The sequence below is a fragment of the Fibrobacter sp. UWB7 genome (assembly GCF_900142945.1).
In the GTDB taxonomy this organism is placed as follows: domain Bacteria; phylum Fibrobacterota; class Fibrobacteria; order Fibrobacterales; family Fibrobacteraceae; genus Fibrobacter.
In genome coordinates, this window is sequence record NZ_FRCO01000003.1 from 69,399 (window position 1) to 93,548 (window position 24,150).

Here is a 24,150-nt window from a genome sequence, read left to right on the forward strand (position 1 = left end):
GTGGCTCGAAACAGTAATATGTCATGCTCGCTGGAGCCTGTACTGAGCGAAGTCGAAGTAAGCGGGCATCTCCTTTTCAAAAACTTCGCATAAAAAAACTCCAGCCATTTGGCTGGAGTTTTTCATATCTGTTTTGCGGGCGTGCCCGCCATTATCTACTGCTTACTTGTTCGTCCAGCGGAGCGAAGCCTTGTGGCTGCCCTGACGGATAACCAGCGTGTAGGAGCCGTTCGGGAGACCCTTGAGGTCGATAGCGTGGCTGCCCTTGCCGTAGATGTCGGACATCTGCTTTACGCTTGCACCGAGAGCATCATAGATGTCCACCTTCACGAGACCGGTATTCTTGGTCGTGAACTGGAGCATCGAGCCGTTCATGCTAGCTTTGAGGCTGTTCTGGACATTGCGAATCGGCTTCATGGCAATGGTTGTACCATTGATGTAGCTGTAGTATTCGTCCTTGTTCATTGCCAAAGTACTGTCGCCACCGATAATGAACGTGACAGTCTTGGTCATGGCTAAATAGTTGTCGCTTTCAGGAATGTTTGCCGTGACAGCGATGATTGCCGGGTAGGAGCTTGTTGCAAAGCCTTCGCCGAGCTTGACCATGTAGGCTGAGGATTCCTTTCCGTTGAACGTGTAGGTAATCGGAGTTTTGCCGCTAAGGCTTGCGCTCGGAAGACCCGTTGCTGATTCGAAGTTGACAGCGACCTTTTGGTCCTTGTACTTTTCAGTAATACGGTCATTGCCCTTGGTGAACTTGATTTCGAAGGTGTCCTGCATGGCGCGGAAGCCTGTAATTGCTGCTGCGCTTGCGACGACCTTTGCGGTGCCGTAGCTCTTGAAGTGCAACATCCAAACTTGCTTATTCTTTTGAGAGTTGGCGCAACTGTTGTTTGTGCAAGTGGTCTTGCTTACGGTTACGATGCTCGGATCAAGCGATGTAAGCGTGAACTTGGAACCTTCATTCGTCTTGTCGTCCATGGTGAGGAGATAGTCGAGGGAACCATCACCGTCAAAGTCAATGGCGCGGCCGGTCTTGGAGGTGGACTTGCAAGTGTTGGTGTAGTTGCAAGTGATATCTTCGAGGTTTGCGATGGTCTGGCCTGCAACCTGAGTGATGGTCACAACAGATTCGGATCCGTCGTTACCCTTGAGGGTAACAAAGCCATAGTCGTTAATGACGATGTCGCTACCAGAAACAGAGGCAATCTTATCGTTGCTAGAGGTGTAGGTACAACCAGACTTGAGAACGCCAGAAATCTTGCCATCGGTCTGCTTTGCCGTTGTTGCCTTGAATGCGCAGGAGCCGGTGTTCTTGCCCTTGACGAGGGAGTCTGCCCAGGAGCGGGCATTCTTGGTGAGGTAGCTCTTGATGATGTTGCCGGAAGAAGTGTAGGTGGCTGCATCGAGGGCGGCTGCCGTGATGAGGGACTTGTCGCCTGCGAAGATAGCGGACTTTTCGCTCTTCTGGTCGACGTCACTCGTCTGCTGACGCAAACTCCAGTTGCAGTTTGGAATCATGTTCTGGTCCATGAAAGAGGTCCATTCGCTTGTGGCGCTGGCATTCGGTTCGCCGTCACCGTCTGCGTTTGTGGTACCCCATTCAGAGATGAACACCGGATAGCCTGCGCTGAGCGCGCTGGAAACGTTTCCGCCGAAGCTACCCTTGGAATGGGTGGAGGCGTAGAAGTGCAAAACGTAAGCGATGTTGGTCGATGCAATAGGATCTCTTGCGCCCTGTTCCGGATGCTGGGACCAGTTTGGCGTACCGACGATAACCAAGTTTTGCGTATTGTTACGGATTGCCGGAACAACCTGGTTGGCGTAATTCTTGATTGCGCCCCAGTCGCCACCGCTACCGCTGACCGGTTCGTTGTAAATTTCATAAATGACGTTCGGAACGTCCTTGTACTTCTTGGAAACCGTCTCGAAGAACGTCTTGGCGATGGAGGTTTCGAGGTGGGCTCTGTGGCTGTGCCAGTCGATGATGATGTAGACGTCGTTTTCGATAGCGGCTTTGACCATCTTATCGATCATGGAAAGCTGTCCTTCCGGGGCGCCTGCGTAAGAGTTGCCCTTGTCTACTTCGTTCTTGGTGCCGCCATTGCTATCATAGTATTGAATTGCCATGGCGTAGCGGAACACGTCGATCTTGAGGTTGTCTACAGCCCATGAAATGACCGTCGGGTTGTAATAAGAAGCACCCGTTGCGTCAGACCAGAAAAGGCTCACGCCGCGAAGCATTGCTTGCTGGTTGTTCTTTGCGCCAATAATCTTACTGCCGCTAGTGTGGAGGGCGCCGTAATAGGATACCGGACCTGCTTTTCTCGGGATTGCTGTTGATGCATCGGCTGCAAAAGCGGATATTGCCGCTCCAGCCAAGACGCCTGTCAGTAGCTTTGTCAATTTCATGAGTGTTTTCCTTTTGTTTTGACAAAAATTATCTAATTAAAACCAAGATAGTAAACAATTTAGGCTAATTTTTTGTTTACTATTGAACACAAGGCTATTTGCTTTGTGTCTGTTGTACACCTTTGTCCCGTTTTTCACCCCCGAGTGATTTGGCTTTGCGATGCTTGCCGCTCACATTAACGGGCGATTGTATTACCATATAATGTAGCTTTCTGTGTGCTAGAATGAAATACCTTGTATCGTAATAAAAAAGTTGCGTTCCTTTGGGTGTGATGAATTACACAGAAGTAATTTGTAATAAAATTTGTATGTACTCTGACGCCTCCCAATGTGCTATATTACTAGAGAAAGGGCTTTTTGATGACGATATTGTAAATTTTTTTTTCAAAGGGCTGTAGGTATGGCATTTTTGAAGAAAAAAAAATATATTGTTGTCCAAATCGCCCATTTTGGGTAAAACAGTTAAAAAAAGAGAGAGAATTATGAATAAGAAACTTACAATTGCATCGGCTCTTCTCGCAGCCTCTAGTGCATTTGCATTCGTAACCTGGAACGGTGCTGACGGCGTTTACAAGGTTGACACTGAAATCGGCAACGACACTGAAACTGCCGGTTACTGGTTCAGCTACGACGACAGCGGTGACAAGGGTGCTTCCTCTGTTACTTGGCCGGTCGAACGCGGTAACGAATACTCTGCCGACGCTATGGACCCGATCATTGACTACTGCCAGGGCGTTTGCGGTACTGCAGTTCTCGATAAGGGTCAGTTGACCTATAACCCGTTCGTTGGTATCGGTTTCAACGTTGTTGGTGAAACCTCTGCTACCGACAACACTCCGGCTGCTGGCGACGCCTCTTCTTGGGGTGGCATCTGCATCACTTACACTTCCGCTGCTGCTCCGTCTCTCGAACTCGGTCTCGGTGACGCTGTTGACGCAACGATCGGTTATGCAAACCCGGCTGCTTCCCTCGCTAAGGCTACTTCTGCTCCTGTTACCAAGACCATCGCATGGTCTGGCTTTGCTCAGCCGTCTTGGTACAAGGGTGCAACGAAGATGGACGGTGTAACTGCCGCTTCTCAGCTCGTTGCTATCAAGTTCAAGCTCCAGGCTGCTCCGGGTTCCTATGAATTCAACATCAAGTCCGTTGGTCCGTATGCTGGTACCTGCGGTTCTATTGGAATCAAGGCTGCTCGTGGCGCTTCCGCTGCTAAGGCAATCCTCTCTGGCCGTACCCTCAGCGTTGCTGGCGTGAACACCGCTGCTAACGTTGAAGTTCTCAACCTCCAGGGCCAGGTTGTTGCTAAGGGCAACACCGCTTCTGCTCTCAGCCTCGCAAACCTCGACGCTGGTGTCTACATGGTTCGCGTTGCTGGCAAGTCCGTCAACTTCTCCAACAAGATCGTGTTGAAGTAATTTCGGATTCGCAAGAATTTAGGAAAGGGTCGCGCATGCGGCCCTTTTCTTGTATGTAATTTTTTTAGTGCTTGTGCTCACAGGTAAACTTGATTTTTACTTTCAAGTTTTCACTAATAGCTATATTTATATATATTACTTTGGCATTTACCAGACCCGTTTGAGGGTTGATTTTGAGAGGCCTTATGATTTCCAAAAAAATCCTGTTGCCTGCTTTGGTAGGCTCGGCTTTTTTCCTCGGCGCTTGCGGTGGCGATACTTCGCCGAGCGCTCCTGTTAATAACCCGGTTTACAGCTCGACTGTTCTCCCGACAAGTTCTTCTGCGTATATTCCGGGTCCGACGTCTTCGACTCCAGTGCCTGTCAGCAGTTCTGCTGTTGTTCCGACAAGCTCCACTCCTGCCCCGAGTCCTACCGCATATCCTGCTCTTGCACCTTCGGCAAACGTGACCTACGGTACGGGTGATTATGCTCTGTGGAAGAGTTTCCACTTTACCACTTACGAACAGGAAATCACGACTTATCCGAATCTTGCAGCGGAATTCAACGTTGTGTTCCCGACTGCCGATCTTTTGCCTGCTGGTCGTGTAGTCTGGTCTAGCCAGACGGGCTATTACAAGAACTACTGCTCTGATAATACGACGCCAGTCCCTGCCATGAAGACCCGTGCTTGCACCGTGTCTGAAGGTGTTGGCTATGGTATGCTCCTTGCCTATTTCAATGGCGATGATGACACGTTTATCCGCTTGTGGAACTACACTAGAGGCTTTAGAGCTTATAGCAATACAAAGCTCATGCCGTGGATCACCCAGTCGTTCCACTGGACGGAAGTGGATAATTCCAGCGCTACTGACGCTGACGAAGATATCGCAACGGCTTTGATCCTCATGTACTACAAGACGGGTAATGCCGCATTCTTGCAGGATGCCTTGACGTTTGTGAATGCCATCTGGGACTTGGAAGTCAACAAGACGACGTTGCTTATCTATTCTGGTGATACGGACTTGTGGAAGGGCTCCAACCCGGTTTACAACTTGAGCTACTTCTCTCCGGTGGCAATCAGGCTCTTTGCTATGGTGGACAAGAATCACAACTGGCAGGGCGTGCTTGATGCAATGTACACCTACATGCAGTTGGTGCAGTCGATGGGTACGGGCGTGTTCCCGGACTGGAGCGATGCAACGGGTAATGCCGCCAATCCGCCTAACGGAGCCGCAGGTTCTGGTGAAGGTAGCTGGACTTGGTACACGTTCAACAAGGAATCTGTGCGTATTCCGTGGCGCCTTGCATGGGATTACTACTGGTTCCAGGAAACGCGTGCAGCAGCTATCTTGAATCAGCTGAACGCCTTTATCTCGGTAAAATCTACGAACAACCCGGATGATAAGGCTTTGGCAGTCAATTACTCCTGGAATTTGTCTGTAGGTCCGGATAACACCAGAAACAACGTCGTTTCGAGCCAGTGGTACGCTGCATGGTGCGCAACGGGTCTCTCTGGCAATCCGACTTGGCTTGAAAAGTGCACGAAGGGCTTGAATGCTAAGGACCCGTCGAACACGAACAGCAGCTACTTCTCGGATATCTTGCTCACGATGTATTCGGGCTTGCTGAACGGCTTGTTTGTGCGTCCGTTCTAATTTAGCCGAAATAATTTCAGTTGTCGTGCCCGCCGCTATGGCGGGCACTCTCTTTTTTACGGGAGTCTTTTTTGTATATTCTTGGCGTATGAAAGAAAAAACTGTGAATTCTAAGACTGCAAAGGTTAAGTCTAAAAAGTCGAAGACGAAGGCGGCAGAAAGCGCTGCCGTAAAGAATGATGCTCCAGCTGAAAGTGCAGCATTGGTCAAGGAGAGTGCTGCGGACACGGCACTTGTGGTGCCTGCCGATAGCTTGAATGCGCCGGGCGATTTGGATGCTCACGAAAGTGCCGCAGACGGTTCGAATGCGGTTGGTGATGCTGCGCAAAATGATGCAGGAATGCCCGCGCTCCCGACGGCTGAACAGCTCGGGATTACGATTACTGCAGGAAATGCAGGGAATGCTGGGAGCGCCTCCGGAAATGCTGCCGGAAATGTGCCGCTTTCGGCAACTGTGGGCGATACGATCAACTTCCCGGTGACGGTCTCTTGGAGTGTGAACGGGAGCGCGATTCTCGTGGTGCCGACGAGTTCAGCAAATGCAAAGGGCATTTTGCAGTTGGGCGTGTCGCAGGAATCTAGCCGCTCGGTAAAAGACGGCAAGGAAATGGCGCAGATCACGTTCAACTACAAGCTCGTTATGCAGGATACGGGTAACCTGAACATCCCCGCGATGCGTTTTGAAATCCCGACGCCGATGGGTCAGTCGCTCGATTTGCGTAGTGATAGTGTGCCTATACGTGTCGATGCTCCGTTCAATGCGATGCCGTTTATTGCAGGCGGAGCGGTTGGCGTTTGTGTGCTGCTGGCGGCGCTGTGGCGCATGCGTAAGCGTGCTAATGCGCGAGCTGCGGCTGCAGCGAAGAATGCGTTTGAAAATGCTATGCGCGAGAAGATGGTGGTCTTGAAGCAGCGCGTGATGGTTGCCGATAGCCGCGAATGGCTCTTGGAACTCGAAGGCATTTGCAAGGAATATGCGTTTAAAAAGTTCGGAGCTGCCGAAGGAATTGCCGCCTCCGCGGTAAATCTTGATGCACTTGTGGCTGATGGCAAACTGGACGGCTGGAAGCCCTTGCTTGAAGAATTTGCGCATGCCCGCTACGGCGGTGGCAAACGCGATAGTTTCGAAAACAAGGAAACTTGGAAACTCGCCATGCAACTCATGGGTATTAAAGAAGACGAGTAAAAACGTCTATCGGAGGGCTGTTTCAAGGACGAGGGCGAGCGCTGCTAGCGTAAGCCCGTTTTTTGGACGGTATCTTTGGCTGATGGGCAAGAATGCGTTCACGATAAATGTTATCGAGAAAAAGAGAACCCCTGCGGCTATCATATAGGCGGGCCTTCCTGAGCAACTGCGGTAGATTCCGCTGTATGTTCCTGTGATGAATGTGATGACTGCATTTACGGCGAGAAATGATGCGATGCTGAGTGCTAATTTAAGATGGTTTAGCCAGTAGTCTCGAACTATGTCTTTATGGGTTTGCTTGTAAAAAAACAAGATGGTTGCTATAGGAATGTATTTGAGAAAGGGCAAGACGGTTGTTATTTTAAAATCGTGAAAACCTGCACTTTTGTTCGCGCCCATTGATCCCATAATTAGAGCAAAGAGAATAATACCAAAACCGATTGCCATTAAGAAGATGAATGAGATGAGTCCGTTAGTATCAGGTACCGGTTGCGTGTTGTTGTATTTGTCTATTTCTTCTTGCGTTATTTTGTGATTTGATGAGTCGTCGCTTTCGGTGTCTGCTTGATCAGAGCCTGGAATTGAGATTTGGTCGTCGTTTAAACTAGGATATGGTTCAAAAGTTTGCTCGATGGAACGTTCGGTTTCGTCTTGGAATTGCTCGGAAAATGTCGCGCTGGGTGCAACATTCGATTCATCATCTGATTCGTCTTCGATTTCAGCAATGCGAGCTTTGACAATGTCCTGGCGTTCTAGAGAATCGTCTTTGCTGATGATATCTAAAACTTCATAGAGTTCGTCAAGCGGCAACTTGCGAATTTGTTCTTTATAGTCCTTGAGATATTCTTCAGTGAATTTTGTTGTCATGCGGCATATAATATACAACAAATTATGCAAATAGGACTGTTTATGTGCCGAAATTTGAGGGGGTGTGCATATAAAAAAGCTCAAAGGACATTTTTTATATGTATAATTTGCTTCTCTGCTAACCTTTTTCGGAAAAAAATTGTGTGCGATGCATATAAAATTGGCTAAAAGGAAAGTTTTATATGTATGAAAACTAGCTGGAATTATAAAAATGTTTTGGATAAAGTAGAAAAATACATATAAAAAGATGGAAAATGAATTTTTATATGCACGACTGTTAAAAATGGATGCTGAAATAATGTATTATTAGCAGTAAACGATTTGGAAGGAGTTTTTTATGAAATTTTTAGGTCTTGCTGGTCTGCTTTGTTGTGCTACGATGCTTGCTTGCAGTGAAAGTAACGAGTCTAACCCGGTGTCCAATAATTCAAGGGAAAATTTTGTGGGTGTCAAGTACCCGCTTGTCTTGGATGAGGCAAATCGGAAGTTTTCGACTTTTGAAGTGCACAGTCATGATGTTTGTAAAGTCGACGATGACAAATATGAATTTGTGACGATGGTGGATACACAACATATTGAAAGGGACTATGATTTTAGAGGCGATACGCTTGTTATTTTCTATAACGATGGAGAATCTCGAAAGTATGGTCAAGTTTTTGTTGATGGTAAAAACGGGCAAATTAAGAACAAATGGAAAATGATAAACTGTAAGTATGTTCAAGAAAGCAATTCTCTTGATTGCCGTGATGCAAGCGAACTTAACGGCTGGCTAAAAAATACAATCACATACTTTGATTTTACGCAGGATACTCTTTTTGCGTCTGTGATCGATTTGAAAGGAAATGCGGTAGACATAAATGCCCCGACAGAAGATGAATATGATGATTATACGGGGTCTTCTTTTATGGAAGATATCTTTGATGTGATTATTACATCGCAATATGAAGTTTTCCCGTGGACGGCATTCTGGAAAAGTGAAAATTTTGAAGCCCATGCGCAAAAAAGGAATGTTGTTATTAACAGTAAAGATAAAACGCATATTTCTTTTGTGATTCGTGGACAGAATTTTGAGGTCGAGTTTACCAAGGCGAAACGCTTGCAGTATAACCGTGGTAGTTATGTAGAAGTTGGTGCGACTTTGAAATCTGACAATGGAGTTTGCGTTTTGGATTATATGTCTGATTCCAAAATGACTCCAGAAATTTGTAAGGCAGAAAACGCGGGTCTGATGGATCTTGCTTCCACCTACAATAGCAAGGATTCGCTTTTGTATTATGGTGCGGATAGCTACCATATTGGTAATGCTGGTGAATTTAGGGACTGTATCGTTAATTTGGTGAAGAATAAAAATGCCGAGTTCTGAAAAGTTCCGTGATTACGTCTTGGCGCAGTTCAAGGGGGAACTGCGCGTGACCACCCGCAAAATGATGGGCGAGTATATCCTTTATGCTGATGGAAAAATTTTTGGCGGGATTTACGATGATCGCTTGCTCGTGAAGCCTGTGGCTGCAGCAAAGGCGATACTCCCAGATTCGAAATTGCAATTGCCGTATGATGGCGCAAAGCCGATGTTGCGTGTCACCGCAGAGCAAATTGCAGACAACGGCTTGCTCGTGCGATTGCTCGACGCCATGCTTCCAGAATTGCCCGCTGCTAAAAAGAAAAAGTAAATGGCAAATCGCCTGATGGGCGGTTGAAATTAGCCGATGGATTACGTTGAAACTTTTTGAATTAAAGCTATTTTATACGTGATGAATCGGTTGGCTTGTTTACTTGTTTTGCTTGTGGCTGCGATGCTTGCGGGGTGCTCGTCGCATGCTCCGTCGGCAGCGCGTTTTATGAGTGCCAAACCGAATTCTATCAATATTGGCTTTAGTGGTGGAGGCTTTTGGGGCGACGATAATTCTCATCGTGAAGAAAAAAGTGCTCAAGAAGCATACCGATATAAGGAACCGCATTTTTTACTAGACGGGGTGCTCTTTTTTAGAAATGACCATTTTTTATTTGGTTTAAGTTTAGGAGAGCATTCTCTTGTTCGTTTGAATTTGGGTTTTGTTAGTGATTATTTTGGTGTTCAGGGATGGGGCGATATTATTGTACTTAATGATGATAGCTCGACGAATTGGAAGCGACCCTTCGGAATTATGACGATTGAACAGTACCCTATTACCTCGAAATTAAAAGTGGGCGTGAATCAGTTTTTCGCTTACAATTCTTATTCAGGAGTTTTAGATGAATGTTGCTCAATAAATCTTGATTATTATATGAAATTTTATGGGGAATTAGGTGCTGGGGCGTATGTCAGTTATGATGGTTATTCTTTAGAATTCCGTTACGGGAATGAACTTGGTTCTGATAACCAGCGTTTTTATCTTGATTTTAGCGTGGTGTTTGATACTCAATCGCACTGATGAATTTTTGAAATTTAAGTGGTTTTATACGTGATGAATCGGTTGGCTTGTTTATTTATTTTGTTTGTGTCGGCGATGCTTGCGGGGTGTAGCGTTGCTATTATTCATCCGCCTTCTGCTGCTACATTTATGGAAAAGAGTGATGGCAATTTTGTGACGGATGCATCGGTCTCGGCGTTTTTCGGAGATCTTGTTGATGATGAACCGCATGTTAATTATGTTGCCGACGGCGTTAAGGAAGTGAAACTGTCAGATGATTGGCATGATGAATGGTATTATAAAAACAAGGAATGGCCTGTAGGGGCGAACTTCTCCATTCAGAGAAATAAAGGGTATTTCAAGTACGGTTTTGGTTTTGATTTTATAACTCCCTATGTGCAGGCTGGCTTTGCCTCTGATTATTTCGGCGTAATGGGTTGGAGTAATTTATGGCTGTGGCAATTGGAAAAAGTGGAGCACAAGTATTTTCAGTGGGGTGGAGGTGTGTCCATTATTGAACAGTTGTCGATTGGGGATAATTTCCGCATAGGCTTGACTCAGCATTTGTCTAGAAATGGGCGCGAAGCCAATACGGCGCAACATGGGGCTATGGTTATTGGTGTGGGGCGGTCAGCTCCGGTCTTTTATGATGAAATTGGCTGCGGTGGATATATTTCATTTATACCGAATGAATCGTTAAGGGTTGGTATAGAATTCCGTTACGGAAGAGACTTGACGTATAAACGCAGGGAGTATAGTTCCTATACGGTAGAGTACGAAAAAATTTCAAAAATGGACAGGTTTGCTGTAACGGTAAGTATTATAAGTACGTCGGAATCTATTGTTACTTCAAGTGAAAAACATGAAAAAATGCAAAGGGAAAGAAAGGCTGCAGAAGAACGGCAAAAAGTTCGTGATTTGGAATCTTTGGAAGAATATGAGAGTAGACGGAGCGATGAAGAAGACTAATCTCATTTGTTTTTTTTGAAAGATTTTAGTATCTTAATGCGTGGAAAAACTTAGAGGTAAAATAAATGGATATTCAGGAACTTTCGGAAAAGGTGAAACAGCAGAGTTCTTTTTGCATGAACTTGCTGCGTGAAGTTGAAGATACGGTGATTGGTCAGAAGGCGATGGTTGAAAGCATTCTGACGGGTATTTTGGCAGATGGCCACGTGCTTTTGGAAGGTCTTCCGGGCTTGGCCAAGACGACTGCGGTGAAGGCTTTTGCCGATGCTGTTTCGCTCGACTTCAAGCGCATCCAGTTTACTCCTGATTTGCTGCCGGCAGATTTGCTCGGTACAACGATTTATAACGCCCGCGAAGCGAAGTTCGAAACGCGCAAGGGCCCGCTTTTTACGAACCTTGTGCTTGCTGATGAAATTAACCGTGCTCCGTCGAAGGTGCAGAGCGCTTTGCTCGAAGCGATGCAGGAACGCCACATCACGATTGGCGACGAAACGTTCAAGCTTGACGAACCGTTCTTGGTGCTTGCCACGCAGAACCCGATTGAACAGGAAGGTACGTACCCGCTGCCGGAAGCTCAGGTGGACCGTTTCCTCTTGAAGGTGAAGGTAAGCTATCCGAATAAGGCTGATGAAATGAAGATTCTCGATGCTGTCTCGGGTGCGGGACTTCGCCAGCCGAAGGCTGTTGCGACGAAGGAAGATATCTTGAAGGCTCGCGAGCTCGTGAAGCAGGTCTATGTGGACGAACGCGTGCGCGAATACATCGTGAACTTGGTCTTGGCAACGCGTGATCCGGGTAGCATCAAGCGTAGCGACTTGGTGGGCTTTGTGGAAGTTGGCGCTTCTCCGCGTGCTTCTATCGGTCTTGCCCAGGCTTCGAAGGCTCATGCGTTTATTCAGGGCCGCGCTTACGTGACGCCGGAAGATGTGAAGGCTGTTGCGATGGAAGTGCTTCGCCACCGTGTGATTCTGAGTTACGAAGCCGAAGCAGAAGAAGTCACTGCCGAAACCGTCGTGCAGAAGATTTTGGATTCTGTTGAGGTGCCGTAAAAATGAAGAGCATGTGCCTTCTTCTTGTTTTGGCACTTTTCTTGACGTCTTGCGCAATGATCATTCCGGTGACTAAGCCTGATGTATCGAAGGCTGAGTACAATAAGATGCTGGAATCAAATGATCCCAAAGCAAGCTGTTATAGAAGAGGCGTTAGAGGGTGGGCTATTGCAGGCGATGCGATGTTCTTTTTCCCATTGTTTGTGGATGGTTTGCTAGGTAATTTTACCTACTACTATTATGATCATCAGTATTGCGATGTTAAGCAAACTAACAAGATGATGTTATACGTAGAATAAAAAACAATGCGGTATTGAATTCGTTATTAAAGCCGGGCTTAAGCTCGGCTTTAATTGTGTTTTGGAATTTTGACATTAACAAAAAACAACGCCTTGCGGGGCGTTGTTTTGCTATTAAGAACTATAGCACATTTCCTAAAATTGTTGCAGTGAGTATTGTTAGAACTATACTTCCGATGATAATCCAAGTTTTGTTTTTGTTTTGAATTTCATACGATCCATTTTCTTGCCAAACTGCCGTGTGAGTGTCGTCTCCTTTGCTTCCGAAGTCTACTTTTGTAATAGGTTCGAATTTTTGATTGCTACTGGATCCAAACTGTCCGAAATCCACTTTGGAAAGAGGAGCGCTGGTTGTTGCTGATGCTTCGCTTGAAGAGGTACATTCACAACTTTGCTTTATCTCAAGGCATACTTCTGAAGAATCTTCTTGACATTTTAAACAGAGTTTTTGGCAGGTGTCGTCTTGAGCAAATAAAGCGATTGCGCAAAATAAGATGATGAAAAAAAATTTCATAGAATTTAATTGTTCTCCACTATTGTAATAACGAGCGCCGCAGTTCCGATAATTCCGCCGATGAGTCCAATAATCCAAGAAGATGATTCGGTGGCTTCTATTTTTTCTTTTGTTGCTGCATAGTCAGGGCGAGGGTGAACTTGAATAATCTTATCTTGATAAACAACAATGCCAACATATTCTGTGCGGTCGTTCCACAAGTCTACACGGTCTTTGTTGTTTGGCTTGAACATTCTGTTGTCTTCGACGCTTTTGTATAGGTGTGGCTTGTAGTTGTAGATGAATTCTGCTGTATCTTGTCTAATTTCTGTGAATACGGGGGTGCCGAACTGCTTTGACCACTTGTTGATATCGGGGGCGCTAACGATGGATATTAAGTCGTCATCATCTACCCAGTTTTCTTTTAATGCGTATTGATGAGTGCATCCTGAAAAGAGGAACGTGGTGACAAAGATTAATGTTGCCAAAAAGGCTTGCTTCATTTTTTTCTCCATTGATTGAAAAATATTTTTACAAATATAAAAAAGGACTTGCTATTCTTCAATTTCTTTCTGGGGAATGCTTTGATGCTGAATATATGAAAAAGCCCCCGGGAGGGGGCTTTGAAGCTTTTGCTGTTTGAATAGATTAGTAGGTGCGCAGGAATCCGTCGTCTAATGCCATGACTGGGATGACTGTGGTTTCTTCATCAGGACCAGTGATGATGGCGATGCCCGTTAGGTAGTTTATCCAATAGTTGAAGTCGTTTTCGTGCTTGTGGAATTGTAGCGTGTAGTTGTTTTCGTCGTGAATTTGTTTATTGCTGATGGCGATGACGAAAGGCACGAGGAATTGGTCGTGCGAGATGGCAATGGTCATTTTGTGCATTTTATCGTATGTGAAGTATGTGTTGATGAATTCCTGAGTTCTGTTTTTGATGTTGTATAAGGCGGCTTCGCATGCGTCTTTGTTTTTGCTGTCGTCGTTATTTTCTTTGTCGTATTCTTCATAGGCTGCTTTTGAATAGATGCTCCATCCCCAGCTATTTTTGCCTTGGCAGGCGTTTTTTTTGCTTTCGTCTTTTATGTACCAAGATTCAAGAAGGTCCATGTTCTCTATGTGGTAGTCATCGGCTATGTTGTCTTTCCATTCGTTTTCGCTGCCGGTTGTTTGACCTTTGTTGTTAGAAATGATCATTGCTGTTTCTACGGTGCGAACTACGTTTGTGTGCATGTAGAAGAAATCGCCGATGTTGAGTTCTTTGAGCTTTTTGCCGACTTGTGCAGATTGTTCTTTGCCGATGTCATTGAGGCTGCCGCTTGTACCATAGTTATTTCTATCGCGGGCGGCGTGGCGGAGAATGAATGCAACTTTTTCGTTGGAGCGGAGGCAATAGAAAACGTCGTACATTGAAGAGAACTTGTCTGTTGTGGAGCGCAGAGTATTGCAAGCGTTGCTCAAAGTTTCGATAGGTTTTGCGTCTTCGCCGTCCTTGCCGTTGCGGAGTTCGCCGACTTTTTCGTTGCCGCAGATGACATCGTAACCGTTGATGTCGTCATTTACTACGACCGTGCAGGATGAACCGTCGTTGCCGTCCTTACCGTTTTCACCGTTCTTTCCGTCAGCGCCTTTGGCGCCATTGCGAAGTTCGCCAACTTTTTCGTTGCCGCAGATGACATCGTAACCGTTGATGTCGTCATTTACTACGACCGTGCAGGATGAACCATCGTTGCCATCTTTACCGTTTTCACCGTTCTTACCGTCAGCACCTTTGGCGCCATTGCGAAGTTCGCCGACCTTTTCATCTCCGCAGATGACATCGTAACCATTGATGTCGTCATTTACTACGACCGTGCAAGAGGAACCGTCGTTACCATCCTTTCCGTTTTCACCGTTCTTACCGTCAGCGCCTTTGGCGCCATTGCGAAGTTCGCCGACCTTTTCGTTGCCGCAGATGACATCGTAACCGTTGATGTCGTCATTTACTACGACCGTGCAAGAAGTTCCATCGTTTCCATCCTTACCGTTTTCACCGTTCTTACCGTCAGCGCCCTTGGCGCCGTTGTGGAGTTCACCGACCTTTTCGTTGCCGCAGATGACATCGTAGCCGTTGATGTCGTCATTTACTACGACCGTGCAGGAGGAACCGTCGTTACCATCCTTTCCGTTTTCACCGTTCTTTCCGTCAGCGCCTTTGGCGCCGTTTCGGAGTTCGCCGACCTTTTCGCCGCCGCATACGACATCGTAGCCATCGATGTCTTCGTTCAGGACGACGGTGCAAGAACCTACAGCCGCGCCGTCTTTACCGTCCTTACCATCCTTGCCGTCTTTGCCGTTGCGCAATTCGCCGATTTTCTCGCCAGCGCAAATAACGTCGTAGCCGTTTATTTCTGTGTTTTCTTTAACAATGCAGGACGTTCCATCCTTACCATCTTTGCCGTCATCACCGTTGTCGCCTTTATCGCCATCCTTACCGTTTTTACCGTCTTTACCGTCTTTTCCATCGGCACCGTCCTTGCCGTTTACGATGGAGCCGATCTTTTCGTCACCACAGAACACATCGTAGCCATTTATTTCTTCGTTTTCAGTGACGTAGCAGGAAGTTCCATCTTTTCCGTTTGTTCCATCCTTGCCATTTTTACCGTCGGTACCAGATTTTCCATCCTTACCTTTTTCGCCGTCTTTACCATCGGTACCATCTTTACCGTCTTTGCCGTTCAAAACGACACCCACGGAATCGCCTCCGCAAACAATCTTGAGTCCGCTGTCATCGTCTAGCGGCTCCGTTTTGCAGGCGAGTTCGGACAAGTCCGGAGCGCTCGTTTCGGTCACTTCGTCGAGACAGCCGTTGAGTGTGAAAAGTGTGAAGAGTGATGTTGCGAAGAGTAATTTGGATTTCATATATTGCTCCCAAATAAATTTTTTCGCGCCAAATTTAAAAAATTTGACATTGCTGCCGGGCGCATTGGGGGCGTTTTTCGGTGACTAATTGTCCATTTATGACTTCTTTTGTATATTAAAATCATGAAATTTGTTTTAATTGCCTTTTCTTTGTTTGTTTTAGGTTGTGCGTGCGATAATCCGAGGGGTTGCCCTGCTGTAATCGGTGTTGGAAATAACCCGGATGAAATGCAGTTGAAAAAGGATGGTCGCGATGATCAGACTGTCCAAATGACGAAAATGCCTGCGCCGCCGTCGAATTCTGGAACGCCCGAACCGGTAGATGTCAATGTCCAGAATTTGGATGAGCCGATTTCGGTTGATGACAGGCTTGATTTTAGTAAAGTGAAGTAAATCCTAGCATCTATATTCCAATGTATAGCGCCTAAAATGTGCGTTTTTTCACCACTCGCGTGCACGAGATGGGGTTATACATTATATTTATGATATTAGGGTATTGGCAATGATAAATTTTCTGGATTACGCAAATCATGTCTTCTTTTTTCCGTCGCTGTTGGCGAGCGGTTTTTTGCTTTTTACGCTGGTGGCGCTTGGTGAAAAACAGAATTTGAAAAAAGTGCTTTTTTGGGGAGCTGTTTTTTCGTTGACCCCTTACATGATCTATTCGGACTGGATTTATCATGGGGTAATGCGTTTATTTACGTGCGTGATGGGCGAGGTCCCGTTGCTGCTCGACGTGATAGTGGACTACATGAGCCGCGTCATTCTGATTCCTGTGGCGATTTTTGTTTTTGGGAAGGTGCTTTCGATTCACTGGTCGCCATCGCTGTTCATGCTTTCTGCGTCTGTCGGTGTGGGTTACCTCGGCATGGTGGTGGGCAAGACGCAGGTTGGCGCAGCCCTGGTAAACTTGGTTGCAATTTTCATTTGGTGGAAACTCCTTTGGAACGAGCTTTTATTTGTCCGTAACACGCAAATCTTTGCGCGCTTTGGGTTCTTGGGTTTTGTCACGTTATTTAGTATGCTAGTGAACCTCGCCATGTATGTGTGCGTGCGCATGATCGAGGTAACTCCTGAATTTTTGAATTACCTTGTCTTTGTATCGTGGTTCTTCTGGCTTACGCTTACGATTGCGGTGAAGCTTATTTTCAGGACGGTGCGCTTGACGCAGCAGGCGGAGATTGCGCGTAACCATGACAAGTTGACGGGGCTCCCGAATGAACTTTTGTTTTCGAACTACGTGCAGGATTTGCTCTTTAGAAATCGCAAGAAACGTTATGCGTTTGTCGTTTTTGATTTGGACAACTTCAAGGCGTTTAACGAAAGGCTTGGTTTTGAAGAGGGCGATAATGCGTTGAAGTTCATGGCGGATACGTTTAGGTCGCTGTTCGGGGAGCGCTATGTGACGCATGTGTCGTGCGATACGTTCCGCGTGATATGTGATGCTGCCGAGGTGGAATCCAAGATCAAAGAAGCTCATGATAAAATTCGTAGCTCCTCGACTCAGGGCGTGCTCGAAATCAAGGCGGGTGTGTATGTGCAACGCGTTGAAAATGAAAATGTTGAACGTTGTTTTATGCGTGCGCGCCTTGCAGAGGCGACAACCAAGGGCGTTTACGATGAATATTTCGCAGTTTATGCCGATGAGATGGGCGCTCGCGAACGCCTGAAAATGTACCTGATTGCGCACATTGACGAGGCTGTGAAAAACGAATACATCAAGGTGTATTATCAGCCTGTCGTGGATATCAATACGAATAAGCTTTGTGGCTTTGAGGCGCTTGCCCGTTGGGATGACCCGGAACACGGATTTTTGCCGCCGTTAGATTTTGTCGGCATTCTCGAAGATGCGCATTTGATCCAGAAACTGGACTTGTTCGTGCTCAAGAAAATTTGCGAAAAGTATCGTGAGGAAACGAATCTTGGACACAAGTGCGTCCCGATTTCGTTTAACCTCTCGCGCTTGGACTTTAAGCTGAGTGATATTTACAAGGAACTCACGCGATTGACCAAGGAATATAATGTGCCGCATGAGATGATTCACGTTGAAATTACGGAATCGGTGCTTGATGGCGATGAGGACGGCTATATCCACGAACAGGTAGCGCGTTTCCAGAAGGATGGTTATGAGGTCTGGATGGATGACTTTGGCTCGGGCTTCTCGTCGTTGAACGTGCTGAAAGACTATGACTTTGACTTTTTGAAAATCGACATGATGTTCTTGCGAAACTTCACGGAAAAGTCCAAGGTGATTATCCGCGCCATTGTGGAAATGGCCAAGCTATTGCATATTGGAACGCTTTCGGAAGGCGTGGAAACGAAGGAACATTTGGACTTCTTGAAGTCGGTTGGATGCGACCGCGTGCAGGGTTATTATTTCTCGAAGCCGCTCCCGTATGATGAGGTGATGGCGGTGCTTAAAGAGAAAGGCGTGGGGATTTAGGAACCCGCAAATTTGAATACAAAAAAAAGCCGCAGCGGAGTGCTGCGACTTTTTGCTTTTTAGTTTTTCAGGCAGCGGACGGAGAATCCGTAACCTTTCAAGTCTGTACCGGGGCGGGCGTTAGTTTGCGTATCGATTGAAACGCGGTATGCTCCTCCGCTTGCGTCTTCGGTGCTGGTCCAGAAATTGGCGATTTGGTTGACATAGTAAAAACCGCCTTGGTTGTATCGGTAGCCTGCAGGGAGTACGGAAAAACCGTAAGCGTTTATGCCTTCGCCGCCTGCGGGCCACCCGTTACTTTGTGTTTTGAGCATGTTGCCGGCTATGGCTTCACCGCCCACAGATTTAAGCAACAGGTCGAACTCCTGTTTTGTGGGAAGGTGCCAGCCTTTAGGACATGCCTTGTTCGCTGCATCCCACGCATAAAGGCGACCATACTTGTGGTTGCCGAATTGGGCACAATTCTTTTCGGCGTTGTCGTAACACCAGCTGTTTTTCATCATTAGGGTGCTTTGATCTGTGTAATTGAGGTTTTCAGCCATCCATATTTGTTTGCCGATGGTTGTTGTGACGTATTGTTGCTTGTCTCGGGAATCTGTCATGGTACCCAAGGTTACAACGGGGATGACTATGGGCGTCGGAGTCGTGTTTGCATTTTGGCATACAGGATTGCCGACTTGTACCCAGTTGTTGCCGGAACAAACGAAGTTTGTTGTGCAGTTGTTGTTTGTGAGAGCCGTTGTGGAGCCTTCATAGCAAATTAATATAGGGGTCGGGGTGTTAGGAACGTCGGCGGTTGGGGCAGTAAAAGCGCTACCCCATTTATTTTCCCAGTCGGATTGATAGTCAGTGCAGGCGCAAAGTAAAATTGCTGAGATTGCAAATAAGTATTTCATGTCAACCTCCTAGAAAATGAATGTGATTCCGAATGCGACTAGACCTGCGGCGGCTAGCCCGATGGAAATGTTTCTGTATGTTTGGTTTTTGCCCGCATCGTCGTATCCTTTTTGGTATTCGGCAGCGTTGGCTGGCGGGTTGGCTGTTGCGTCTTTTGCCTTTTTGTTGAAGTAGTAGGCGAGTCCGCCTCCGGCGAGAGCTGCGCTTACACTGACGACTTGTTGCCATTTGACTTTTTTGAACAGGTCTCCAATGTTGTATGCGGATTCCGCTGCTTCGGTTGCTTGCTCCTGCTTTTGTTCTGGCTCGACAGTTGCCGTGGATGCTGGAACAGTTACTTCAGTTGCTACTGTAGCTTGTGCTGTGGCAGATGTGGAAGCTGCGGGCTCTGTAGCAACAACTTTTGTCGGAGCTGTGGATACTGGCGTTGCTGTTGTGGGTGCGCTTGCTGTGGTGACTGCAGCATTGTTTGTTGTTGCGGTGCGGGCTTCTTGAGCGGGTGTGGGTGCAGACTGGGTTTGGACGGGAGCGGGGGCTGGTGCAGGTTTTGCTCCTTGTACGCAACGAACGTTGTAATACATGTATTTTATTTCATCGTTGTCGTCTTTTATTTTTCTTTGAATATCTTTAATTACTTTGTTTGTGTATTCGATATTGCGTTTTCTTTCTCTTATGTCGTTTTCTGCTTTTAAAATTGTGTTGTTTGTTGTGAATCTAGTCTCTTTAAGTTTCTCTTTTTCGTCTTCAATGATTTTTTCGAGCTTTTTGATTTCGTTTTCTTCATTGGATATGTTTGCCGCGGCATTGTTTAGGGCGTTGTCATAACGCTTGTATGTTTCAAAATCTATTCCTTTTTCAAGATGATATTTGTCGTAGTCGTCTATACGACCGATATTTCCATTGGCTAACCAATAATAAACCATATTTTGGAAGGATTTGTGCTTTTGATTAAAGCTGAACTTTCGTAAATTGAATTTCCATTTTGAATTTAACGTTGAAGCGGATTGTGTTGTTTGTGCCAATTCATTAAATTGTTCTTCTGTGGGGAGCGTCCAACCATCTGGGCAAATGTTTTGTGCTTGTTCAAAAGAGTGTGCAAATCCGAGATAATGAAAGAAATCAAATATTTCTTTTGAAAATGGATTTGCATTATTGGTACAAAGAGACTTTCTGAGAGGGTCTCTGTCTATCTTGCTGCAAGGAATAGGATACTTTCGTAATGCGCTGTTTCTTCCTTCGGTTTTAGCGGTTTCTGTTAGATTTCGGTACCAGTTGGCAATGGGATCAATTAATGCTCCTGATCCTTTTATTTTTACATCTTGTGTTGCCCAGATTGTATTCCCGATTTTGATGCCGTTGGGTTGCCAAGACCAAATGTTGTCCTTGTTTTCACATTTAAAAATTCTTGGATCTTCGTTTAATGTGTATGTTTCATTGGCGTTAGCGGAAGAGCATTTTTTTGAATATGTGTCCAAAATTTCTGAACAATTGAGAATGTTAAAACCATTTTCAGCTTCTATTTTTTTATCAATGTCGGGGTGGGCTGAACAGAAAAATAATGCTGTTATATTGGAAATTTCAGAATTGTTGACAAAAGCTTTTGTTAGTTTTTTGGCGGAGCAACTTTCATCAGCGTAGCATTCAGGAGATTTTGGCGAGTTACCTAAAGATATTACCTTTAGTTTTTGACTTAGAGCTGTTTTTTGTGGATATAAAGGGTCTTGATCAATTTTATCGTATAGCCTAGAATAACCTTCGTGAATTTCTATTCCGAGGTGGACAGAGGGGTGTTTGTGTACATCTTTTTCAATTATTTGGTCAAGCATAGGCTCCCATTTTTCAATAGGACTTGTCATTAGCATATACTTGCATAATTCAATATTATTGTAATTTGCACAAGATAGAGGACGGATTTTATCAAGAAATCCTTCTGAACAATTGCTTATGATTTCGTAAGGTTTATTTCTCAGTTCCTCTCTGTATAATTTGACTGCTGAGGCAGGCGACATTGTCTCTGGACAGTAAATGTCTTTGATTCCAGCTTTTTTGAGGCTTATGGCTGTTTTGATGTCGCCGTTGTTGATTGCTTTTCTAAAACCAGCATGCTCTTGAGCCATCGCAAACTCGCTGATGACCGTTACAAGAATTAAATACAAAGCTAATTTTCTCATTTCAGTTTTTTCCTTGTATCAAGAGTTTTTTCATTCAAAAATGTTTTTAGGTCGGTTGCGCAGTTTGAAACTGCAGGAACATTCCAAGAAACATTGTCTATTTCAAAACCGTCTTTCTTTTTGCAGGTGTTCCAAAAATCACATTCATCTTCTACAATGTCTTGGAATCCTTTTTTCAGCGTGACTTCAAGAGTTGCTGTCATCTTTTGAGTACAACTACCTTTAGTTAATGGCGCAGTAAGGTAAATTTCTATTCCATATCCTTTTTTGGGGTTCCTTAAAGCGAGTATTCCTGCGTCTTCTTTGCCGTTAGCTGATTTTAGAATGTCTGCTGTTATGCCTAGATTTTCAATAGTTGGTTTGTCTCCGTTTACAAGGTAATCGTTCAATATGTCGATATAGCGGTTTGCCGCTGTGAATAGACGTTCTGCAAGATTTTTTGCAGAATATTTGTCGGAGTCTTTTTGAAGTTCCTTTTCTCGTTTTTCGTTCTCTTGTTGCTGCTGTTTTTTCCAGGCGTCAATTTCTCTTTGTGAACGTTCTTTTTCAGCCTTTTCCTTTGCTAGAACGTCTTTGCAATTGGGTTTTAATACGAAAAGTTTTTTTGATCCCTTGCAGGCATATTGATTCGGCTGATTTGTTACTCCGTGAACAGATCTGTTGACTCCGTCTTCGCATTCGTAATCGCAATATGGGGTTTCTAGTATGGGATTTATAGCGCATCTGCTAAATACGCATTTTACTACTTGAGAGAATCCTTGAGACGCCGTAATCATAATGATTATAGATCCCAGTAGAAAGAGTCTTTTAAAATTTGGACTAGTCATTTTGCTCCTTTTGTACTAGAGAGAATACGCTACAACGACCTGATTTTGATTTCAGGTTTTTATAAATTAATGGGGAAATAATTTGTTGTAAATTAAACTTTACGAACGGGGGGGGTAATTGGTTTATGACCAACAATTGAGGTCTGCTGGAGGTTTGTGTACTATTACCCGTGCTTTCCATGAAGGAAAATGTAGAAAAAGTTACAAGAATGACAGATTTTTGCAACTTGTTTATGGAAGTTTGCAATGTGTGATATATGCGAAAATGCAAAAAAAAGCCGCAGCGGAGTGCTGCGACTTTTTCTAATGCCTGGATCCTTCGATGGAGTTTACCCTGAGCTTGTCGAAGGGCCTAGGATGACAAAATTGCGCGGGGGCTTTGCCCCGCTTCTTTCGTCTAATTAAGCCTGGTGAGCCTTGAACCACTTGATCAGTCCGTTGGTGGAGCTGTCGTGGTGGAGTTCGGCGTCGGCCTTTGCAAGTTCCGGAAGGATCTTCTTGGCGAGCTGCTTACCGAGTTCAACGCCCCACTGGTCGTAGCTGTTGATGTTCCAGATAACGCCCTGCGTGAAGATCTTGTGTTCGTACATGGCGATGAGAGCGCCAAGGCGTTCCGGGCTCACGTAGTCCATCATGATGGAGTTCGTCGGCTTGTTGCCTTCGAATACCTTGTGCGGAGCGAGGAATGCGATTTCTTCTTCAGACTTGCCGGCGGCGCGGAGTTCTTCCTGAGCCTGGGCGAGAGTCTTGCCGTTCATCAAAGCTTCCGGCTGAGCGAAGAAGTTGGAGAGCAACTTCTGGTGGTGATCGCCAATCTTGTTGTGGCTGTTTGCCGGGGCGATGAAGTCGCACGGAATCATCTTGGTGCCCTGGTGGATGAGCTGGTAGAAGGCGTGCTGGCCGTTCGTACCCGGTTCGCCCCAGAGGATCGGACCCGTCTGGTAGTTCACGCGCTTGGAATCGCGATCAACAGTCTTACCATTGGATTCCATGTCTGCCTGCTGGAAGTAGGCGGCGAGGCGGTGGAGGTACTGGTCGTACGGGAGCATGGCGTAGCTGGATGCGCCAAAGAAGTTGTTGTACCAAACGCCGATGAGGGCGAGGATGACCGGAAGGTTCTTGTCGACCGGAGCGGTCTTGAAATGCTGATCCATTTCGTAAGCGCCCTGGTGGAGCTTCATGTAGTTTTCGAAGCCGATGCGGAGGCTGATGGAAAGACCGATTGCAGACCACAGAGAATAGCGGCCGCCAACCCAGTTCCAGAATTCGAACATGTTTGCAGTGTCGATGCCGAATTCAGAAACAGCTTCGGTGTTGGTGGAGAGAGCGACGAAGTGCTTTGCGATAGCGGACTTGTCGCCGTTGAATGCCTTGAGGACGGCTGCCTTTGCGGTTTCGGCGTTCGTCATGGTTTCAAGAGTCGTGAACGTCTTGGAAGCGACGATGAAGAGCGTTTCTTCGATGTTCACCTTCTTGAGGGTTTCGGCCATGTGGGTGCCGTCGATGTTAGAAACAAAGTAGACTTCCGGAGAAGTTTCGCCTGCGATCGGCTTTTCTGCATACGGCTTGAGAGCTTCGGTGACCATCACCGGACCGAGGTCGGAACCGCCGATACCGATGTTCACAACGTACTTGATGGACTTGCCGCTCTGGCCTTTCCACTTGCCGCTACGGACGAGGTGGGTGAAGTCTTCCATGTGCTTGAGCACGGCGCGAACTTCAGGCATGACATCCTTGCCATCGACGCAAATCGGATCGTTGCCCTTGTAGCGAAGTGCTGTGTGGAGCACGGCGCGCTTTTCGGTGGTGTTAATCTTTTCGCCAGCAAAGTACTTGGCGCGCATGTCTTCGAAGTTGGCAGACTTCAGGAGGTCCTGGAGCTTAGCCATGGTTTCGTCGGTGATGATGTTCTTGGAGTAGTCGAGGAAGAGTCCGCAGGCTTCAGCGCTGAACTTGTCAGCGCGAGTCGGGTCCTTCGCGAAGAGTTCCTTCATCTGCCAAGTCTTGGCGACTTCGGCATGGGCCTCGAGGGCCTTCCATTCCTTAGAATCAGTCAGTTTAGACATAGATTATCCTTTCCGCACACGCGGGTTTTTGTTACGGGGGAAAATATAGAAATTAGAATGTGGTCTTTAGTCATTAGTTCTTGGTCATTAGATGTATAATCATGCTGTTGTCTTGGGTAAAAACCAAC

Annotated in this window: 19 protein-coding genes; 10 read left to right on the plus strand and 9 right to left on the minus strand. The window is 46.1% G+C overall.

What is annotated here, in order from left to right; all coding sequences use genetic code 11:
* Positions 1–162: 162 nt before the first annotated feature.
* The gene (locus BUC30_RS10185; RefSeq protein ID WP_073424755.1) at positions 163–2,412 is read right to left on the minus strand and encodes a cellulase family glycosylhydrolase; all 2,250 of its coding nucleotides are present in this window, start codon (positions 2,410–2,412) and stop codon (positions 163–165) included.
* Positions 2,413–2,894: 482 nt separating this feature from the next.
* Here BUC30_RS10185 and BUC30_RS10190 point away from each other — a divergent pair, with 482 nt between their 5' ends.
* The 3 genes from BUC30_RS10190 (at position 2,895) to BUC30_RS10200 (ending at position 6,650) form a co-directional block, all read left to right on the plus strand.
* A complete protein-coding gene (locus BUC30_RS10190; RefSeq protein ID WP_073424756.1) occupies positions 2,895–3,827 on the plus strand; it encodes a T9SS type A sorting domain-containing protein in 933 nt (310 codons plus the stop codon).
* 185 nt (positions 3,828–4,012) lie between these two features.
* A complete protein-coding gene (locus tag BUC30_RS10195) occupies positions 4,013–5,464 on the plus strand; it encodes a glycosyl hydrolase family 8 (protein WP_073424757.1) in 1,452 nt (483 codons plus the stop codon).
* An 88-nt stretch (positions 5,465–5,552) separates the two neighbouring features.
* Positions 5,553–6,650: a BatD family protein gene (locus BUC30_RS10200; protein ID WP_083555745.1), complete on the plus strand. Its 1,098-nt coding sequence runs from the start codon at positions 5,553–5,555 to the stop codon at positions 6,648–6,650.
* Positions 6,651–6,656: 6 nt separating this feature from the next.
* Here BUC30_RS10200 and BUC30_RS10205 read toward each other — a convergent pair whose 3' ends face one another.
* Positions 6,657–7,517, minus strand: a complete 861-nt coding sequence (locus BUC30_RS10205) for a hypothetical protein (RefSeq protein WP_073424759.1) — start codon at positions 7,515–7,517, stop codon at positions 6,657–6,659.
* Between the two features lie 337 nt (positions 7,518–7,854).
* Between BUC30_RS10205 and BUC30_RS10210 the strand changes: the two genes are divergently transcribed.
* The 5 genes from BUC30_RS10210 (at position 7,855) to BUC30_RS10230 (ending at position 11,925) form a co-directional block, all read left to right on the plus strand.
* On the plus strand, positions 7,855–8,880 hold the full coding sequence (locus BUC30_RS10210; protein WP_073424760.1) for a hypothetical protein: 1,026 nt from the start codon (positions 7,855–7,857) through the stop codon (positions 8,878–8,880).
* A complete protein-coding gene (locus tag BUC30_RS10215; RefSeq protein ID WP_073424761.1) occupies positions 8,867–9,187 on the plus strand; it encodes a TfoX/Sxy family protein in 321 nt (106 codons plus the stop codon). Before BUC30_RS10210 ends, BUC30_RS10215 begins: the two co-directional genes overlap by 14 nt.
* A gap of 81 nt (positions 9,188–9,268) precedes the next feature.
* The gene (locus BUC30_RS10220; RefSeq protein WP_073424762.1) at positions 9,269–9,928 is read left to right on the plus strand and encodes a hypothetical protein; all 660 of its coding nucleotides are present in this window, start codon (positions 9,269–9,271) and stop codon (positions 9,926–9,928) included.
* A gap of 33 nt (positions 9,929–9,961) precedes the next feature.
* A complete protein-coding gene (locus BUC30_RS10225; protein WP_073424763.1) occupies positions 9,962–10,876 on the plus strand; it encodes a hypothetical protein in 915 nt (304 codons plus the stop codon).
* Positions 10,877–10,941: 65 nt separating this feature from the next.
* Positions 10,942–11,925 (plus strand): AAA family ATPase, encoded by a 984-nt coding sequence (locus tag BUC30_RS10230; RefSeq protein WP_014545931.1) that lies wholly within the window; start codon positions 10,942–10,944, stop codon positions 11,923–11,925.
* A 420-nt stretch (positions 11,926–12,345) separates the two neighbouring features.
* Here the strand turns inward: BUC30_RS10230 and BUC30_RS10240 are convergent, their stop codons facing one another.
* The 3 genes from BUC30_RS10240 to BUC30_RS10250 all read right to left on the minus strand — a co-directional run bounded on the left by BUC30_RS10240 (position 12,346) and on the right by BUC30_RS10250 (position 15,618).
* Complete coding sequence (locus tag BUC30_RS10240; protein ID WP_073424765.1) at positions 12,346–12,738, minus strand: hypothetical protein; 393 nt, start codon at positions 12,736–12,738, stop codon at positions 12,346–12,348.
* Between the two features lie 5 nt (positions 12,739–12,743).
* Entirely contained in the window at positions 12,744–13,220 is a 477-nt protein-coding gene (locus BUC30_RS10245; RefSeq protein ID WP_073424766.1) for a hypothetical protein, read from the minus strand.
* A 145-nt stretch (positions 13,221–13,365) separates the two neighbouring features.
* Complete coding sequence (locus BUC30_RS10250; protein WP_073424767.1) at positions 13,366–15,618, minus strand: histidine phosphatase family protein; 2,253 nt, start codon at positions 15,616–15,618, stop codon at positions 13,366–13,368.
* 228 nt (positions 15,619–15,846) lie between these two features.
* Here BUC30_RS10250 and BUC30_RS16105 point away from each other — a divergent pair, with 228 nt between their 5' ends.
* Together BUC30_RS16105 and BUC30_RS10260 are read left to right on the plus strand one after the other, a co-directional pair.
* Positions 15,847–16,011, plus strand: a complete 165-nt coding sequence (locus tag BUC30_RS16105) for a hypothetical protein (protein WP_170861532.1) — start codon at positions 15,847–15,849, stop codon at positions 16,009–16,011.
* Between the two features lie 295 nt (positions 16,012–16,306).
* A complete protein-coding gene (locus tag BUC30_RS10260) occupies positions 16,307–18,061 on the plus strand; it encodes a putative bifunctional diguanylate cyclase/phosphodiesterase (protein WP_244536587.1) in 1,755 nt (584 codons plus the stop codon).
* Between the two features lie 59 nt (positions 18,062–18,120).
* Here the strand turns inward: BUC30_RS10260 and BUC30_RS10265 are convergent, their stop codons facing one another.
* From BUC30_RS10265 to pgi, 4 genes are all read right to left on the minus strand, one after another.
* A complete protein-coding gene (locus BUC30_RS10265; protein WP_073424770.1) occupies positions 18,121–18,957 on the minus strand; it encodes a fibrobacter succinogenes major paralogous domain-containing protein in 837 nt (278 codons plus the stop codon).
* 9 nt (positions 18,958–18,966) lie between these two features.
* Positions 18,967–21,129, minus strand: a complete 2,163-nt coding sequence (locus BUC30_RS10270) for a fibrobacter succinogenes major paralogous domain-containing protein (protein ID WP_073424771.1) — start codon at positions 21,127–21,129, stop codon at positions 18,967–18,969.
* The gene (locus BUC30_RS10275) at positions 21,126–21,905 is read right to left on the minus strand and encodes a hypothetical protein (RefSeq protein ID WP_139260828.1); all 780 of its coding nucleotides are present in this window, start codon (positions 21,903–21,905) and stop codon (positions 21,126–21,128) included. The genes BUC30_RS10270 and BUC30_RS10275 overlap by 4 nt, the downstream gene beginning before the upstream one ends.
* A 452-nt stretch (positions 21,906–22,357) precedes the next feature.
* Entirely contained in the window at positions 22,358–24,022 is a 1,665-nt protein-coding gene (gene pgi, locus BUC30_RS10280; protein ID WP_073424773.1) for a glucose-6-phosphate isomerase, read from the minus strand.
* Positions 24,023–24,150 lie beyond the last annotated feature (128 nt).

What these genes read in the sequence shown, in the direction of transcription:
- BUC30_RS10185 (WP_073424755.1), bottom strand. Translation starts at nt 2,412, where the DNA reads ATGAAATTGACAAAGCTACTGACAGGCGTCTTGGCTGGAGCGGCAATA.
- BUC30_RS10190 (WP_073424756.1), top strand. Translation starts at nt 2,895, where the DNA reads ATGAATAAGAAACTTACAATTGCATCGGCTCTTCTCGCAGCCTCTAGT.
- BUC30_RS10195 (WP_073424757.1), top strand. Translation starts at nt 4,013, where the DNA reads ATGATTTCCAAAAAAATCCTGTTGCCTGCTTTGGTAGGCTCGGCTTTT.
- BUC30_RS10200 (WP_083555745.1), top strand. Translation starts at nt 5,553, where the DNA reads ATGAAAGAAAAAACTGTGAATTCTAAGACTGCAAAGGTTAAGTCTAAA.
- BUC30_RS10205 (WP_073424759.1), bottom strand. Translation starts at nt 7,517, where the DNA reads ATGACAACAAAATTCACTGAAGAATATCTCAAGGACTATAAAGAACAA.
- BUC30_RS10210 (WP_073424760.1), top strand. Translation starts at nt 7,855, where the DNA reads ATGAAATTTTTAGGTCTTGCTGGTCTGCTTTGTTGTGCTACGATGCTT.
- BUC30_RS10215 (WP_073424761.1), top strand. Translation starts at nt 8,867, where the DNA reads ATGCCGAGTTCTGAAAAGTTCCGTGATTACGTCTTGGCGCAGTTCAAG.
- BUC30_RS10220 (WP_073424762.1), top strand. Translation starts at nt 9,269, where the DNA reads ATGAATCGGTTGGCTTGTTTACTTGTTTTGCTTGTGGCTGCGATGCTT.
- BUC30_RS10225 (WP_073424763.1), top strand. Translation starts at nt 9,962, where the DNA reads ATGAATCGGTTGGCTTGTTTATTTATTTTGTTTGTGTCGGCGATGCTT.
- BUC30_RS10230 (WP_014545931.1), top strand. Translation starts at nt 10,942, where the DNA reads ATGGATATTCAGGAACTTTCGGAAAAGGTGAAACAGCAGAGTTCTTTT.
- BUC30_RS10240 (WP_073424765.1), bottom strand. Translation starts at nt 12,738, where the DNA reads ATGAAATTTTTTTTCATCATCTTATTTTGCGCAATCGCTTTATTTGCT.
- BUC30_RS10245 (WP_073424766.1), bottom strand. Translation starts at nt 13,220, where the DNA reads ATGAAGCAAGCCTTTTTGGCAACATTAATCTTTGTCACCACGTTCCTC.
- BUC30_RS10250 (WP_073424767.1), bottom strand. Translation starts at nt 15,618, where the DNA reads ATGAAATCCAAATTACTCTTCGCAACATCACTCTTCACACTTTTCACA.
- BUC30_RS16105 (WP_170861532.1), top strand. Translation starts at nt 15,847, where the DNA reads ATGCAGTTGAAAAAGGATGGTCGCGATGATCAGACTGTCCAAATGACG.
- BUC30_RS10260 (WP_244536587.1), top strand. Translation starts at nt 16,307, where the DNA reads ATGCGTTTATTTACGTGCGTGATGGGCGAGGTCCCGTTGCTGCTCGAC.
- BUC30_RS10265 (WP_073424770.1), bottom strand. Translation starts at nt 18,957, where the DNA reads ATGAAATACTTATTTGCAATCTCAGCAATTTTACTTTGCGCCTGCACT.
- BUC30_RS10270 (WP_073424771.1), bottom strand. Translation starts at nt 21,129, where the DNA reads ATGAGAAAATTAGCTTTGTATTTAATTCTTGTAACGGTCATCAGCGAG.
- BUC30_RS10275 (WP_139260828.1), bottom strand. Translation starts at nt 21,905, where the DNA reads ATGATTACGGCGTCTCAAGGATTCTCTCAAGTAGTAAAATGCGTATTT.
- pgi (WP_073424773.1), bottom strand. Translation starts at nt 24,022, where the DNA reads ATGTCTAAACTGACTGATTCTAAGGAATGGAAGGCCCTCGAGGCCCAT.